10 protein-coding genes are annotated in these 14492 nt (G+C 34.1%); 2 read left to right on the top strand and 8 right to left on the bottom strand.

The genetic code is table 11. The features are described 5' to 3' along the window. The 7 genes from PHV37_09700 to PHV37_09670 all read right to left on the bottom strand — a co-directional run bounded on the left by PHV37_09700 (position 1) and on the right by PHV37_09670 (position 10777). Positions 1-1098 carry an ABC transporter permease gene (locus PHV37_09700; protein ID MDD3238354.1) on the bottom strand — a complete coding sequence of 366 codons (1098 nt, stop codon included), beginning with the start codon at positions 1096-1098 and terminating at the stop codon, positions 1-3. Beyond that, a complete protein-coding gene (locus PHV37_09695) occupies positions 1091-2206 on the bottom strand; it encodes an ABC transporter permease (GenBank protein ID MDD3238353.1) in 1116 nt (371 codons plus the stop codon). Before PHV37_09695 ends, PHV37_09700 begins: the two co-directional genes overlap by 8 nt. Beyond that, positions 2203-3690 (bottom strand): ATP-binding cassette domain-containing protein, encoded by a 1488-nt coding sequence (locus PHV37_09690; protein ID MDD3238352.1) that lies wholly within the window; start codon positions 3688-3690, stop codon positions 2203-2205. Before PHV37_09690 ends, PHV37_09695 begins: the two co-directional genes overlap by 4 nt. 3 nt (positions 3691-3693) lie before the next feature. Then, positions 3694-4533: an efflux RND transporter periplasmic adaptor subunit gene (locus PHV37_09685; GenBank protein ID MDD3238351.1), complete on the bottom strand. Its 840-nt coding sequence runs from the start codon at positions 4531-4533 to the stop codon at positions 3694-3696. After that, positions 4530-5837, bottom strand: coding sequence for a TolC family protein (locus tag PHV37_09680; GenBank protein MDD3238350.1), 1308 nt, complete (start codon positions 5835-5837; stop codon positions 4530-4532). Before PHV37_09680 ends, PHV37_09685 begins: the two co-directional genes overlap by 4 nt. Further along, the gene (locus PHV37_09675; protein MDD3238349.1) at positions 5834-6451 is read right to left on the bottom strand and encodes a CerR family C-terminal domain-containing protein; all 618 of its coding nucleotides are present in this window, start codon (positions 6449-6451) and stop codon (positions 5834-5836) included. Before PHV37_09675 ends, PHV37_09680 begins: the two co-directional genes overlap by 4 nt. 117 nt (positions 6452-6568) lie before the next feature. Further along, positions 6569-10777: a filamentous hemagglutinin N-terminal domain-containing protein gene (locus PHV37_09670; protein ID MDD3238348.1), complete on the bottom strand. Its 4209-nt coding sequence runs from the start codon at positions 10775-10777 to the stop codon at positions 6569-6571. Positions 10778-10961: 184 nt separating this feature from the next. Between PHV37_09670 and PHV37_09665 the strand changes: the two genes are divergently transcribed. Both PHV37_09665 and PHV37_09660 read left to right on the top strand, forming a co-directional pair. Beyond that, positions 10962-12719, top strand: a complete 1758-nt coding sequence (locus tag PHV37_09665; protein ID MDD3238347.1) for a ShlB/FhaC/HecB family hemolysin secretion/activation protein — start codon at positions 10962-10964, stop codon at positions 12717-12719. 121 nt (positions 12720-12840) lie between these two features. Beyond that, entirely contained in the window at positions 12841-13404 is a 564-nt protein-coding gene (locus tag PHV37_09660) for a hypothetical protein (GenBank protein ID MDD3238346.1), read from the top strand. A 43-nt stretch (positions 13405-13447) separates the two neighbouring features. On the opposite strand, the gene PHV37_09655 is transcribed toward PHV37_09660, so the two are convergent. Further along, positions 13448-14428, bottom strand: a complete 981-nt coding sequence (locus PHV37_09655; GenBank protein MDD3238345.1) for a glycosyltransferase family 9 protein — start codon at positions 14426-14428, stop codon at positions 13448-13450. Positions 14429-14492: the final 64 nt, after the last annotated feature.

Here is a 14492-nt window from a genome sequence, read left to right as displayed (position 1 = left end):
TTAATCTAATTTTCGTTTAAACGTCCAACCGGCTAAGGATAACGTCAAAACCGCTATGAATATTAAAGGAATCAAGTTTAAGAACACATCATAAAACCCCATATTTCTAAAGAAAATGCCTCTTGTTGTATTCATAAAAAATCTTATTGGATTAAGCAAGGTCAAATATTGGAAAAATGGCGGCATATCTTCAATCGGAGAAATAAAACCGGATAAGAGGACAGCAGGCATTTGAAAAGTCAAAACACCCAAAATAGCTTGTTGTTGAGTTTTGCAAATAGAAGAAATAAATAGCCCGATACCAACAATGGAGAGCAAGGCAACTATTGTGGAGAACAAAAACAACAAAACTGACCCCCTAAAAGGAACACCAAATACCAAAACAGCAATTACTGACATTGTGCAAGTCAAAATCATTGCGATACACAAGGGGGGAATCGTTTTACCTGCCAATATTTCAAATGAAGATAACGGGCTTACTATAAGCTGGTCGAAAGTGCCCATTTCTCTTTCCCTTGCGATTGACAACGCCGTCAGCAACAATGTTATTACAAGTGCAAGCATGGTCACAAGCACCTGCAAAACGTACCATTGATAATTCAAATTAGCGTTATACCAGTTTCTGACTATGTAATTTATCGAAGCACCTTTATCACTCAAAGTCCCCGAATAGTCAGCAATAATTTGAGAAGCATAAGAGCTTGCAATAGAAGCTGAGTTCGTTTGTCTACCATCTGCAATAACTTGAACTGTAGTTGGACGCTTTGACTTTATCGCTTCTGAAAAATCATTTTGTATTTCAAGTGCTAACTGTGATTTTTGAACTTCTATATTATGCTTCAATTCCGCCTCATTTTGAACATTGACAACTTTTCTAAACCTTGGAGAAGCAGAAAAATTAGAAATCAGCTCTCTCGATTCGACAGAATTATCTCTATCTAAGACAGACATATCAATATTTTTAACTTCCATCGTTATTGCATTTGCAAAAACAAAAAGCTGCATAACAGGCAAAATTATGACCACCCCTCGACTTTTCGGGTCTTTCCAAATAGCAATAAATTCTTTTTTTATTAATGCAAAAATTCGCCTAAGCATCTTCTTCAAGCCTCATTCCTGTTTTTTCATAAACAGCAGCAAATAAAATCGAGCCTAATACCAATAGAAATAAGGAATTAGCTATTACAATACTCCAAACGGTACCAGCCATAAACTCGCTTTCAATAAAAGTTACAAAATACCGAGGTGGTAAAATCATCGTAAAATATTGAAAAGCGATAGGCATTGAATTTATCGGAAACATCAACCCTGACATTAACAAAGCCGGTAAAAAGCCTATAGCTATTGCGACTTGGCTTGCTACAAATTGATTTTTTAAAGAAGTAGAAATCAAAAGTCCTATACCGAGTGAAGTAAAGAGAAACAGCCCGCTTACTGCAAATAGGACAAATAAACTACCTCTAAACGGAATGTGAAAAACGTAAATACAAACAAACGTATTAAAAATCATAGAAAGCATTCCTAAAGTAAAATAAGGAATATATTTACCCAACACAATATCAATTTTTCTGACTTGAGTGCTTAAAAGAGCCTCCATTGTACCTCTTTCCCATTCTCTCGCAACGACAAGAGCGGTCAAAAGAAGTCCTATCAATGTCATCGTAATAGCAAGCGAACCCGGCAAAATAAAATAATGGCTGTTGATATCTTGGTTATACCAAAATCTTATATTAGAGCTAACCGCAGGTGGCTTGACAAATCTGGCATACTCGCTTTGTGCCAACCAATCATTTACAATTTGCAATGGATAAGATTGGACATAATTGGCTGTATTTACAGTGCTTCCATCTGTAATCACCATAAAATCTGCCGCTTGTCCCTTTGCAAGTTTGGAAGAAAAATCATTAGGTATCAAAACAGCACCGTTTAACTTTGAGCGAACAATATCATCATACATTTCAGCAGGATTGTAATATACATCAGATTTAACAAACTTGCTCCGACTAAAAGACTTTATCAACGTAGAAATCTCGGGGTTCATATCATCATTTTTAATTCCGATGCTTACTTTTGTTGTATCAAGGTTTATGCCGTACATGTAAATAATAAGCAAAATAAAAGGAAGCACGAACGATATAACAATACTGCTGGGATCTCTTATAATTTGCAAAAACTCTTTTTTAATTAAGGCAAACAAAATTTTCATAAAGCATCATGCTCCTCAATCAAATTGATAAAAGCATCTTGCATAGTATTAGCGTTAGCCTTTCTTTTAAGCTCTGCCGGTGTTCCTATAGCAATCGTTTCCCCTCTATAAAAAAGACTAATCCTGTCGCAATATTCAGCCTCGTCCATAAAGTGAGTCGTGACAAGTATCGTAACGCCTTTAGCCGCCAAACCTTTTATATGCTTCCAAAACTCTTTTCTTGCAACTACATCAACTCCTGATGTGGGTTCATCTAAAAAAAGAATAGGTGGCTCATGAATAAGTGCACACGCCAGTGAAAGACGCTGTTTAAGCCCCAAAGGCAAATCCTTTGCCTGCTGATTTTGCATATTTTGAAAGCCAAAAATTTTAATAATTTCATTTACTCTTTCTGCCCGATTTAGCAGACCAATTCCATATATTCCTGCAAAAAAGAGTAGATTTTCTCTCAACGTCATATCTCCGTACAAAGAAAACTTTTGGGCCATATAACCAAGTTTTGAACGAGCCTTTGAAGGATTTTCCAATATATCAATATTATTGATTTTGGCAGTTCCCGCAGTCGGTTTAGTCAAACCACACATCATTTTAAAAGAAGTAGATTTCCCTGCACCATTTGGACCTAAAAGTCCAAATATCTCACCTTTTTTTATATGAAAAGTGTTATTTTTAACAGCATAAAAATCACCGTATTTTTTGCATAAATCAAGAGCCTGAACAGGACACTCGACAGAACAGTCATTACATTCAAAATGTTTTGCTATCAAAGATTCTGACTCATCATACCCGCCCATAAGCTCAATAACTTTAGCCTCAAACTCTTTTGGCTCTGTTGCTAAATCAGCAGGTTTCCCATCATAAATAACCTTGCCTTTATCCAAAATAACCGCCTCGTCAAAACTTTGAGCCTCATCTAAATAAGCAGTTGACCAAAGCACTGTTGTTTCAGGAGTTATCGAATCTCTGACAAGTTGCATAAGTTCACGTCTTGAAATCGGGTCAACGCCGACAGATGGCTCATCTAAAACCAAGAACTCAGGTTCACCCAGCAAAGCACACGCAAGCCCCAATTTCTGCTTCATACCACCTGAGAGTTTACCGGCAAGCCTGTCTTGAAAACGTTCTAAATCAGTAAATTTTAAAAGTTTTTCAAAATCATAAGGAATATTTTTCAAATCAGCATATAATTTAAGATTTTCTATTACCGTCAAATCCTCATATAGCCCGAATTTTTGTGGCATATAACCTATTTTTTTATTCAACAAAGCTTTTTGTTTTTCAGGAGAAAGCCCCAATGACACAATAGAGCCATTGTCTGGAAGCAAAAAACCGATTATCAACCGCAATAATGTTGTCTTTCCAGAACCGTCAGCTCCAATCAGACCTGTTATTTGCCCTTTTTTGACATTTAAAGACAAATCATCGATAGCTTTGACCTGACCAAAAGATTTTGATAAATTTTTGACCTCAACTGCTAAAGACAAATTTTACTCCTTCAAATCTATTTTTATAGTTGTAGGCATTCCTTGACGCAAAAACGCATCAAAGTCATCGACATAAACTCTTATTCTATAGACCAAATCCGTTCTTAAATCTTCTGTCTGAACTGTTTTTGGGGTAAATTCAGCAACAGGAGAAATGTAACCTATTCGACCTACATATTCACGTTTTTTGCCTGTTTTAGGGTCAATAGCATCTGTCAAAACCTTTGCTTTCATATCGTATTTAATATTTCCTAAATCTTTTTCAGACACATAAGCTCTAATCCAAATCGGCTTGCTTTTTGATAAAGTGCAAACTGGTTGTCCTTTTTGAACAGTAGCCCCCGGCTCTTGAACTCTGACTGTTATAATTCCGTTTTCAGGTGCAAAAATTTTCGTATAATCCCATTGATTTTTGACATAAATTTTATTGGCTATGGCAGCAGAATAAGAAGCTTCTGATTCTGCTTTATTATTGGTTATAGCGTCACATTCTTCTTGCGAAATTGTGTTGTCATCACAGAGGGGATTTTTTCTATCATAAATATCTTGTGCATTTTTACTTGCAGCAGCTGCCTTTTCAACTTCTGCTACAGCCTTTTTAAAATTAGCAGCATAATCTTTGTCATCTAAGGAGGCTATCAAATCACCTTTTTTGATGGAGTCGCCTTCTTCAACATACATTTGAGATATTTTGCCACCGACTTGAAAACTCAAATCGACCTGCCTTATTTCTACATTCCCGAACAGAGTTAATTCATTTAAATTTGTTGGACGGTTATAGTAATAATAAATCCCGCAAATTACAAAAATCAATAATATTATAAACGCTATTTTTTTCTTCATAATTTTCCTCCGACGGCTTTATATAAGGTTATATAGTTAGCTAAACGAGTAGCTTTTGTCTGTACTTGATTTTGCTCGATATTTAACATCTTGATATTTTCTTTTAATAATTGAGGGTATGAAATAACACCTCGCTCATATTTTTTTTGAATATTTTTAAAATTCATTTTTGCTAAATTTAATTGATTTTTAGTATTTTCATCAATCTTTGTATCAAATTTAATAACGCAAAGAGCTGTATTAACTTCTTTTGTGGCATTCAAATCTGTCAATCGGTATTTTTCAAAAAGTTCTTCATATTTTGCTTTTTGTAATCTCAAAAAAGCAACCTTTTTTCCGCCTTTAAATATATCCATAGTAGCACCTGCAAACAAAGCAGCTAAGGAATTTTGCCAAGAAAAGAAATTCCCTTGAGCAATTGTATTAAAAACCCAAAGACCAGTTATATTAAAAGAAGGCAAAAATTCTTTTCTCGCTACCCGAACGTCAATTTTAGCTTTTTCCAGTTCCTTTTCAGCAGCAATCACATCAGGACGTGAAAAGATAACATCACTTGAAATTTGAGAAGGAACAGGATTTTCATACTCAAACTGAGCCAATTTTCCTCTTTTCAAATCGAGAGAACAATTAGGCGAAACACCGACTAACACACAAAAATTATTAAGGATAATATTTTGTTGTTTTTGCAGTTGATTTAGAGTGTTTTTTTCTTTTTCAACATTTTGTTTTTCTTGATTTAATACATTTGCATCTACAACGCCTCTCATAAAAGTTTTTTGAGTTCGCCATAAATTCTCTTCTGCTAGAGCTAAAACCATTTTTTGATTTTTTATCAGATAATCATACTCAAGAATATTTATATAACTATTTGCAACATCAGAAAGCAAAGAGATATAAACAGATTTTTCAAGTTCCAAATCAGCCTCATATCTTTTATCGGCACTTCTTGTTTTATCTCGATTTTTAAGCAAAAAATCAGGTTCATAACTGACAATAAAAGGCATAACAAAGGCGTTGTTGTTTAACGTAAAATTATCAAATTTCGGGATATGAACCCCTAAATAATCCGCCCCAAAGCTCAAAGACGGAAGCTCACTTGCAAATGAGATTTTAACCTGTTGCCTTGACTGCTCGACTCTTGCTGCTGCAATTTTCAAGTCATTATTATTTTCTACAGCTTGATTGATATAACCTGACAAATATGTATCTCCGAATCTATCAAAAAAGCCGATATTTACATCAGGAGCCGCAAGTACAATTTGTCCAAAGAAAAAGATTGCTATCAATAATATTTTTTTAATCATAGATTTATACCTGCTGATTTTACAACTGCAAGCACACTATTTTTAACATTTTGCTTAATCATGTTTATATCCTCAACCTCAAATCCATCTTGAGCGTATGGAGCAACAAAGACCGACATAAATCTCGAAGCGGAAATTTGAGATGCTATCGAAATAGAAGCATAAACCACTTCCCTTGACAACATAGGTTTATCTATAATTTGGGCTATAATTTCTCTTAAAAGGACAACTACAGGAGGCGTATATTCAGAAACAATGTGCCTTTGCTCCCGCAACAGAAAAGCAAAGAGTTCATCATTCATTACATTGTAAAAGAAATCCACCATTTTTTCAGTGATTTTTAACAAAAAATCTGCTTTTTCTTTTTTTGAAAACTTTAAAAATTCACTTTTATCATAAAAAGAATTTATAACATTTTGTTGTTTATCAAAAAGGTCTTTCAAAATAGAGCGGTAAAGCCCTTCTTTCCCTCCAAAATGATAGGAAACCATACTTATACTTGAATTCGCAAGTTTAGCGATATCTCTTATTGAGGTACCGGCATAGCCGTTTTTGGCAAAGAGTTTAATTGCAGCATTTATAATTTTTTCTTTTTTATTAATATTATTTTCCATACCTTTATTATAGAACGAACGTTCGATTTTTCAAGAAGTGAATGAAGTGACGAAGCGAAAACATCAACAAAAAGGGCGGAATAATTATTCCGCCCACGTATTGTATTTTTTTAATAATTAATTTGCAATAAATGGCTTAGTCAATTTGATTGAATTGGAAGCACCTTGTTTTGCAGTAGAAACTGTTTGATAAATTCTTGATTTTATTTCATCATCAGCAGCCGCAAAACCTCTTGGAGAGAATTGACGTCTAAAAATAGTATCAATATCACTACCGAATTTTAATCTATTCACATCATCAAGTGAATAAGATAAAACTTCAGGTATCACATAATAGGGAGAATAAGAGCCTATGTAAGAAAGATATGCATTTGCGTCGCCTGAGATGGTTTCTCTGACTGGAGCATAAGAGCCTCCGATGTATGAGGTAATCAAATTTGCGTCAGCAGTTATATTTTTAACCATATAATCACCAATAACCGTAGTATTTACAACATTTACAGAATTGGCATTTGAAATATTCAAATTCCCACCAATCAGTGTAATTTGAGCTCCGTCGCCGTATTGATTTCCAAAAGGAAGACCTATTGTTTCAAAAGAGGAAGTTGTAAACTTCTTATCATTGTAATCATTGATAGGAGTTTTACCGGTTGCTAGGTCAGCAATTGTTATATCTGTTGTTTTCGCAGGTTTATCTGAATTTGAAATAAATACATTATCAGCTTTTGTAATTGTTAAATCACCGTTTGTTTTAACGCCTTTTATTGTAATATCACCTGTTGTTGCAATATTTGTATCGGATAGAACAGAAGAATTGATAACTACCGCACCAACTGCGTCTATGATTGCACTGCCGTTTATAGAAGAATCATCAATTGCAATTCCGTTAGATTTAGTTTTTAGATTTTTTCTTACGGTTGAATTTTTAATTAATATATTTCCGTCTGTTGATTCTATGTTTACATTCCCTGTTGCAATTTTGTCTATAATCGTATCATTTGTTGATTTAATTGCGATATCTGTATCTAAAGACCAACTATCAAGATTATTGATGTCAACCGTGCCGGCGTTAATTTGATTTTTGCCTTTTATAGAAGATTTTTTTATTACAACTTTGTTATCAGAGTTTAAAGTTGAATTTTCAATGTGAGAGTTATTCTTGATTTCTAAATTTTCTTTGGCATTTACTATTGAATTTTCTTTTATATAATTATCATTTTGAGATACAAAGTTTGTGGAATTAATAGTTGAGCCTTTGACATAAGAATGGTCAGCTTGAATATCTTTGGCATTTGCTACAGAACCTGAGTGGAAGAAGGTATCTTTTAGAATTAATATTTTGCCGTCTTTAGCATTTAATTCAGAAGCACCGACATTTGAGTCTGACAATATTATATTTGAAGCAGCAGCTTTTACATTATTTAAAACTGTTTTATTTTTCAACTCAACATCAGATTTAGCTGTCAAATCAAGAGATTTTAAATTAGAGGCTTTTGCAGCATCTAAAATAATATCGCCTGCGGAGGTTATTATATTAGCACCAGAGAATTGTGCATTGGTTAAATTAATACCATTTTCTGTCGTTTCTAAAGATGAATTTGAAAGTTTAATACCATTGGTAACTTTATCAACTCGATTTCCATCAAACCCTGCGATAGATTTTGCACTGACAGAAGAACCATTGCTTATATCAGCCCCACCGATAAATGCGATTTTAGCAGTCTTTGACGAAACCTTGTTCAAGTTTGTATCTTGGAGTTTGGAATCATTTCCTGCAACTAAATTTGAATTTTCAAAAGAAGAACCTGAAGCCGAAATATCATTTTTTGCATTCAAGCTTGAATTCGAAACAACAGCACTTTTTTGTCCGCCTTTACCTATGTATATATTTCGCTTTGTAGCAGTCAAATACGATTTATCAACTATTGCAGCATTAGCGTGGATTTCTCCTGCAGTAAGGGTCGAATTTGTTATCGTTTTATGATTAGCAAAAATCGAACCATCTGCAATTCCAGTTGTATTGACCAGATAGCCACCAGTTGTAATATCACCTGTAGCATTCAACTTGCCGTCTTTTATATTTACATTCGAAAGTGTGATATTATGAGCGTCATAGACTTTGAGTGACATATCATTATTATTTTTTAATTCACTGATTGTGACATTTCTTCTTGAGTCAAATCCTGAATATGATTTGCTTGCAGTCATAGTAATAACAGCACTTTTTATATCAAAATTTTTCAACGTAAACTGCCAACCAGCACTTGCTGTTAAAGAGTCTGCCGTAACATTTGAGAAATTCACAACTGCACTTTTTGAATTTAGTGTTATATTTTTTGCAACGAGATTGCTAACATCGACCCCTTTGCCGTATTTATCCGCACCGCTGAAAGCTGACATTTTCAAATCTCCTGCAATGTTTAGATTTGATATATCAATCGTTTGGTGAGCAAATAAATCTACCGTGCCACCAATAATAGAAGAAGCACCGCCCCAAGTGATATTGTTTGCATCTAAATCGACATCGTGAGCAACTGTTATGTTTTCAACGAGGATATTTCCGTTTGAAGCTTCCGCTTTGAGTGAACTGTTTTGAGAATTTTTATTTTTATTTAGGTTTTTAATTGTTGTATTTCCTGAAGTTTTGGATTGAAGCTTAGAAGCAACATCTACATTTTCAACATTTAATTCAGCAGCGGAAGCAAGAATTGAAACTGCGTCTGAATTTTTAATTGAAGTTTTACGTATAGAATTTGTTTTAACTTCACCTGATGAAGTCAAATAGTTAATATTTATATTATTTTTAGCTGACAAGTCAGATTTATTATTTACAGCTAATTTTGTTATCGTAATATTATTATCAGCAGTTGCCTTAAGAGAATTGAATTTTTCGCCCTTATTAGCAGCATCAACGTTAGATAAAGCACTATCAGTATTATCAATCAGAATATCACCTGCATTAACCATATTTTTTGTAATAGCATCAGATTTATGCAAAAAGTCATTTGAAGTTGTTGAAGATGAGGCAGTATTTGTAGTATTTGAGCTAACCAAAGAGTCCTGAGTGGTTATAGAATAATCTTTCTCCACAGTTGAGCGAGAGGCAGTAGCAACAGTATCTTTTGTAGAATTAACGGTTACTTTACCATTATTTGCTGCTAGATTATATAATCTTACTCCGGCTCCATCGACTGTAACATCACCTTGGACTACAACATTAGCTATGTTTATTAAGCCCTTACCGGAGTATGATGTTGCCGTTTGAACATTATTAAAATCAGTTGTCGTTGTCCAAGTTGTAGTATTGTTTTTCAAATTTAATGTTTTATCAATTGTTTTTGCAATCAAATTGCCACCGACTTTGGAGGTATGTTTACCTTTGTCGATTCCGCTTAAATCCAAATTGCCGATTACTTCAAAAGTAGCGTCGCCGGTGACCTCCATAGCAACTTTAGAATCTATAGCCGAATCAATTACTGCAATATTTGAATTATTACCTTTTGCAACTAAGTAAATTTTACCTGTATTATTGTTTTTTACTGCAATCGCAGAATCTTTTACTAAAATTGAAGAAGTGATATTTTTGTTATTATTATTAAAGGCATTAAAAGCCAATGCATTAATATTTGTAGATTTTGTAATATTTGGAATTTTATTTGATTTAGCATAAAAATTAACGCCGTCAGCCGTAATCAAATTAACATTATTACCTGCTAAAATATCAGCATTTTCTATCTTTATGCCGTTAGAAATTATATTTAAGTCATTAGCTATTCTCATAACAACAGCATTTGTTGACTCACCCAAGCCCCCAATTTTTATACCCTGACTATTTACAGAAGAAGTGCCGTCAAGAGTCAATTTGTCAGCATCAAGCGTTGCGTCATGAGTTGTCAATGTTAATGAATTTGCATTAACGATTGCACCATTCATAAATAACATACCGCTAGGGTTAGAGATTACCAAATGCCCATCTGCACCTGAAGTGGACAAGGTACCTGCAAACTTGGACATACTTCCGCCAATGACTTTATTCAAAGCAACTTGTCCGTTGTTTAAAAAATTAAAATCAAGAGTTTTGCCTGCTCCGACGTTGAGCCAATCCCAAATTATAGTATTTCCGCTACCTGTTATGCCAATTTGAGCATTATTGTTATTATTTTTATTTAAATTAGCGCCTCCGAAATCATTGACCTGTGCTCCAAAATTATCTTTACCGCCTTGGAATATTTCTGTTGCAGCCAACGCCGGTAAACTAAAATTAGCAAACGATAACAATAACATCGATGCTATAACTTTTCTCAAAGAAAAAAGCAATTTTCTCATTTTATTTCCTTCCCTATAGTCATTTATGTGGTTAAAATATTATATTATAAAAGTATTGGTATATATTTTTCTTCATGTATAATTAATATTATATCAAATACAAGTCGTTTAAAAATATTTTTTGCCATTTATGTATATATGTATTTATATTTATTAATTTTAAGTCAACCACGAGATGAGAAAAATGAAAAAGAAACAAGTTTTTTGTTTAGCATGTATTTTATTCAGTTTAAGCCTGAACAAAGCAATGTCAGAACCGCTTTTAGTAAATCCGACAGCAGGGGCTGAAATCATTAACAGAGAAAATAGGACTATTTTAAAAGATGCAAAAATCAACAAGAATTATATCGACTCTGTAGAAAAAGAAATTCCTCAACAAATTGAAGATAGAAATAAAGACAAGTCAAAAGACATCGTTCGAGGAAACTTGACTTATAACCCAAAATTCACATTAAATTCTATAAACTTTGAAGGAAATACAAAAATTTCCGACAAAAAATTGCAAAAACTTGCCAACAATATTATAGGCAAAGAAATATATTTAGAAGATGTTTTAAATTTCACACTCTCTGTAAGCAGATACTACCAACAAAACGGCTATCTAACTTCTTATGCTTATCTTGACGCCCAAGAAATAAAAGATGGAAGCGTCACCATAAAAATAAAAGAAAGCAAAATCGAAAAAAAAGAAATCGAAGGCAACCGTTGGGAAAGAGAAAATTACCTCAAAAATATAGCTCTTGGAGGCACAGGACTCAACGAAGGGTCTGTTTTCAATGCAAAAGCCTTACAAGGTGCAATGAAAAATATTAATCGAGAAGACTATTTAACAGGCTCTGCCGAATTATCAAAAACAAAAGATGAAGGAACTGCAATAAAACTGCACGTTCAAGACCGCTTCCCTATCAATGTAAATATGGGCTGGGACGATTTCGGACGTAACTACACAGGTAGACAACGTTTTACAGCAACAGCAGGCATGGACAACCTCACGGGAAACGGTGACAAAATTTACGCAGGAAGCATTGTTTCCAGTCGTTCTAACGGATTTTTAGCAGGCTATGAGCTTCCCGTAGGTAAATGGGGGACAAAAGTCGGCGTTGATTATTCATACTCAAGAGTTCACCTTGGAGGCCCTTACAAAGGTTATAACATCGACGGCGAAGCTCAAGATTTTGTTGTAAGATTAGTTCAACCTTTGAAAAATACGGCAACTCAAGAAGTTTATTTCACAGCAGCTTTCGACATGCTAAATTCTAAAAGCTTAATGCAAAAGCAAACCATTGCAGATTACAATTTAAGAGTTATAAGAACAGCGTTTTCAGGCATGTTTGACGATAAATACGGCAGATACATAGGAAGTGTCGGTGCGGATTTCGGAATCGGTGGACTCGGGGCTACAGGCAATATTAATGAAGGTCAACAATCTACTTTTTATAAGATTACAGCTAATTCAGCGAGGGTGCAAAGACTACCTAAAAACTGCCTTGGCATTTTTAGAATGAATGGTCAATATTCACCTCAATCATTATATGCTGCTGAACAATTTTATTTAGGGGGTGTATATTCCTTGAGAGGCTATCAACCAAGTGAATTGATTGGTGATTACGGAGTATCCGGCTCTTTAGAATTTAGAGCACCTATTCCTCATTTAGACGCCCTTATTCCTAAAAAATTTGAACAATATGCCGATAGAATTAGAATTACCGCATTCTACGACTGGGGTTATATTAAAGAACATAATAACGTCTATGACTATCCTCAAAATTTCTTGAGCAGCATCGGTATAGGTGCGTATGCCAATCTTTGGGACGGGCTTACCGCCCAAATCGGCGTTGGTTTCCCTATAGGAAAATACTATGAAGAACAAAACGGCAGGGTCTATTTCTCAATAAATTCCGATATAGACAGACTATTGATGAAACCTAAAGAAAGATTATAATTTAGCTCACTATTGTAACATTTTATTTACAAACATTACATATATCTAAAGAGGAACACAAAAAAAACCGACTAATTAAATGTTAAAAGGATATTTTATTTAGTTAGGTATCGTGTTCTCTATGAAGAAAATAATAATGGCAGCTTTTGCCATAGTAATATTTTGTGCAAATTCTGCACTCGCTTATAATGTAAATCAAATGACTGATGACTCTAAAATAGCTTCAGCATTGAGTGTTTTGGACTCTGCTAATCAAAAAGACGTACTCCAAAGATTAGACAAAACAAAAACACAAATAATATTTTATGATTTAACATTGCTTTCATATTCGTATGCAAAACATTATGCAATAGCTTCAACAGATGAAACAGGGACTAACTACATCTTGATAAATCAAAATTTAAGGAAATCACCCAAAGAAGCATTGGCATGCCTGATTGCCCATGAAAGCGTGCATCAACTTCCTCAAGCAACTTTTGAAGAAGAACTAAGAGCTACTACAACAGAAGCCAGAACTTGGATGCTTTTAAAAGACAGGGTCAGCAGTGACTATAATCAAGACACCTTGGTCACAAGACTCAACAAGCTTGCAGTAATGTATCAAGCCTCTTCAACCAATAACAATTTGATTGAAAAATCCATCGCTAATAATAGCTTTTATCAAAATCAATTGGCTCAAAATTAATTATCGTAGCAATTAACAAAATACGCTCAGGCATAATAAATATCTACAAAAGACCTTTTTCGTCGATTAAATTCATTATATCGTCAGCAGTTATTGACTTCATACAAGGGGTATAGTCCTCCCCTAATTCAAGCTTTGAGCAAATTTTCAAATGACACGGGGCACACTCTGATTTAGGCAAAATAGTATGACATTGTTCCCCATAAGGCGAACAAAATTGAGGCGAAGTTGACCCCATTAACCCCAATGTGGTTACGTTTAAAGCTGAAGCAATATGCAAAGGCCCTGAATCACCTGATATAAACAAATCAGCTTCTGAAGATAAAGCAGCACTTTGCTCCAGAGTCAATTTGCCGGTATAAATTTTTATATTTTCTAAATTTTCTAACTCCAAGTGATTTTGCCTTTCAGCAGGAGAGCCGATTACAAATATAGTTCCTCCGAATTTATTTGAAACAAGCTTGCCTAATTCTTTCCAAGATTGAATAGGCCAAACTCTGCCTTGCCGCTCGTTATTATGCTCACCCCCGGGGCTAAAGATAACAAAGGGTCTCGGGTAATCTTCAATCATTTTTTGAACATCACGTTGGACATCCACATCAACTGCCAAAGTCAAATTTTTCGGCAAGTCCAAATCATCATAGACTTCTTTTGCAGATTGAAAAAAAGATTGAACCGCATGGATAGGCTCTGTGCATCTTTTGATTTTTTTCTTCGGGCTAGCCAAAAACATCAAAAATATATTTCTCATTGAATTTGATAAATTTATAACGGCATCATATTTTTCACGTCGAAATTTTAGCCCCAAAGATAACAAATAAAAAGGATTGTCCTTATTAGAAGAATCAAAAACGAACAGTTTGTCCAAATATTTATCATTTTTCATAAGAGGAGCCAAAATATATGACGTCAACAAATGGACTTCCGCATCAGGGTGTTGCATTTTGATAGATTTTTGGATTACAGATGTATGTATAACATCACCAATCGCCCCTAATCTAATAATTAAAATCTTCTTTTTCATAAGAGAATTTTACATAAAAATACAAGAAAGCACAAATATATGAACATATTGAATAAATATATTA

Source organism: Candidatus Gastranaerophilales bacterium (assembly GCA_028693235.1).
Classification (GTDB): domain Bacteria; phylum Cyanobacteriota; class Vampirovibrionia; order Gastranaerophilales; family Gastranaerophilaceae; genus JAQUVW01.
Note: the sequence above shows the minus strand (reverse complement) of the source record. Positions and strands in the feature narration are given on the sequence as shown.

Coding starts and splice junctions, on each gene's coding strand:
- PHV37_09675 (MDD3238349.1), bottom strand. CDS start 6,451: ATGGAAAATAATATTAATAAAAAAGAAAAAATTATAAATGCTGCAATT.
- PHV37_09695 (MDD3238353.1), bottom strand. CDS start 2,206: ATGAAAATTTTGTTTGCCTTAATTAAAAAAGAGTTTTTGCAAATTATA.
- PHV37_09670 (MDD3238348.1), bottom strand. CDS start 10,777: ATGAGAAAATTGCTTTTTTCTTTGAGAAAAGTTATAGCATCGATGTTA.
- PHV37_09665 (MDD3238347.1), top strand. CDS start 10,962: ATGAAAAAGAAACAAGTTTTTTGTTTAGCATGTATTTTATTCAGTTTA.
- PHV37_09700 (MDD3238354.1), bottom strand. CDS start 1,098: ATGCTTAGGCGAATTTTTGCATTAATAAAAAAAGAATTTATTGCTATT.
- PHV37_09685 (MDD3238351.1), bottom strand. CDS start 4,533: ATGAAGAAAAAAATAGCGTTTATAATATTATTGATTTTTGTAATTTGC.
- PHV37_09655 (MDD3238345.1), bottom strand. CDS start 14,428: ATGAAAAAGAAGATTTTAATTATTAGATTAGGGGCGATTGGTGATGTT.
- PHV37_09660 (MDD3238346.1), top strand. CDS start 12,841: ATGAAGAAAATAATAATGGCAGCTTTTGCCATAGTAATATTTTGTGCA.
- PHV37_09680 (MDD3238350.1), bottom strand. CDS start 5,837: ATGATTAAAAAAATATTATTGATAGCAATCTTTTTCTTTGGACAAATT.